Here is a 629-nt window from a genome sequence, read left to right as displayed (position 1 = left end):
TGATAATGACCGAGGCCGAGTTTAGTGACCGTGGCCCCCTCGGATTCGTCGTTGGTGATGAAGGTGCCGTCGGGGTGGATTTGGATGATGGGGGAGGATTTTTTGATGTACCCTCCTTCGGCTACATACACATTGCCATTCCATCCAAGGGCCAAAACATCACCGTGAACGCCCTGTTTAAAATAATAATCCCCACGGCCTTTGCCCTCCGCGTCTTGAATAATGACGTACCCAGATTCCCCTTGACTACCAAAATTGACATCCAGCCCGGTGTCCGTGTTTCTGGTTAAAAAATTTGTCCAGTATGCTCCGTCAACTCGCACAGTATTGACAAAGGTCTGAGTAGCAAGGGCTTCCAAGCCAAGGTTTTTCACAAACTCCGCCTTATCAGGAATATCCGCGCCGTTCTGGTTCTTATCCAGCATCGCCGCCTGCAATGCCCGTATCGATTGCAGTGACACAGTCTGACCGTTCGGCAATGTCACCGCCACCGTGCCATTCTGTGACATCCATTTGTCCATGTTCTGGAGGAACTGGGTGATGTAGCTGTTAATCGCCACTATATGCCTGACCCCATCGGAAATGGAATCCGGGGCAGTGGTCTGAATCTGATATTTCACATTGTTGAG

General features: G+C 50.4%; 1 protein-coding gene. It reads right to left on the bottom strand.

The features are described from left to right. Window positions 1-629, bottom strand: a 629-nt coding sequence (locus AAC854_RS22915) for a phage tail fiber protein (protein WP_479715135.1), incomplete at both ends; no start/stop codon positions are given.

The organism is Xenorhabdus entomophaga, assembly GCF_037996725.1.
Taxonomy (GTDB): Bacteria; Pseudomonadota; Gammaproteobacteria; order Enterobacterales; family Enterobacteriaceae; genus Xenorhabdus; species Xenorhabdus khoisanae.
The sequence above is the reverse complement of the archived record's forward strand: the minus strand, read 5'-3'. Positions and strand labels throughout refer to the sequence as shown.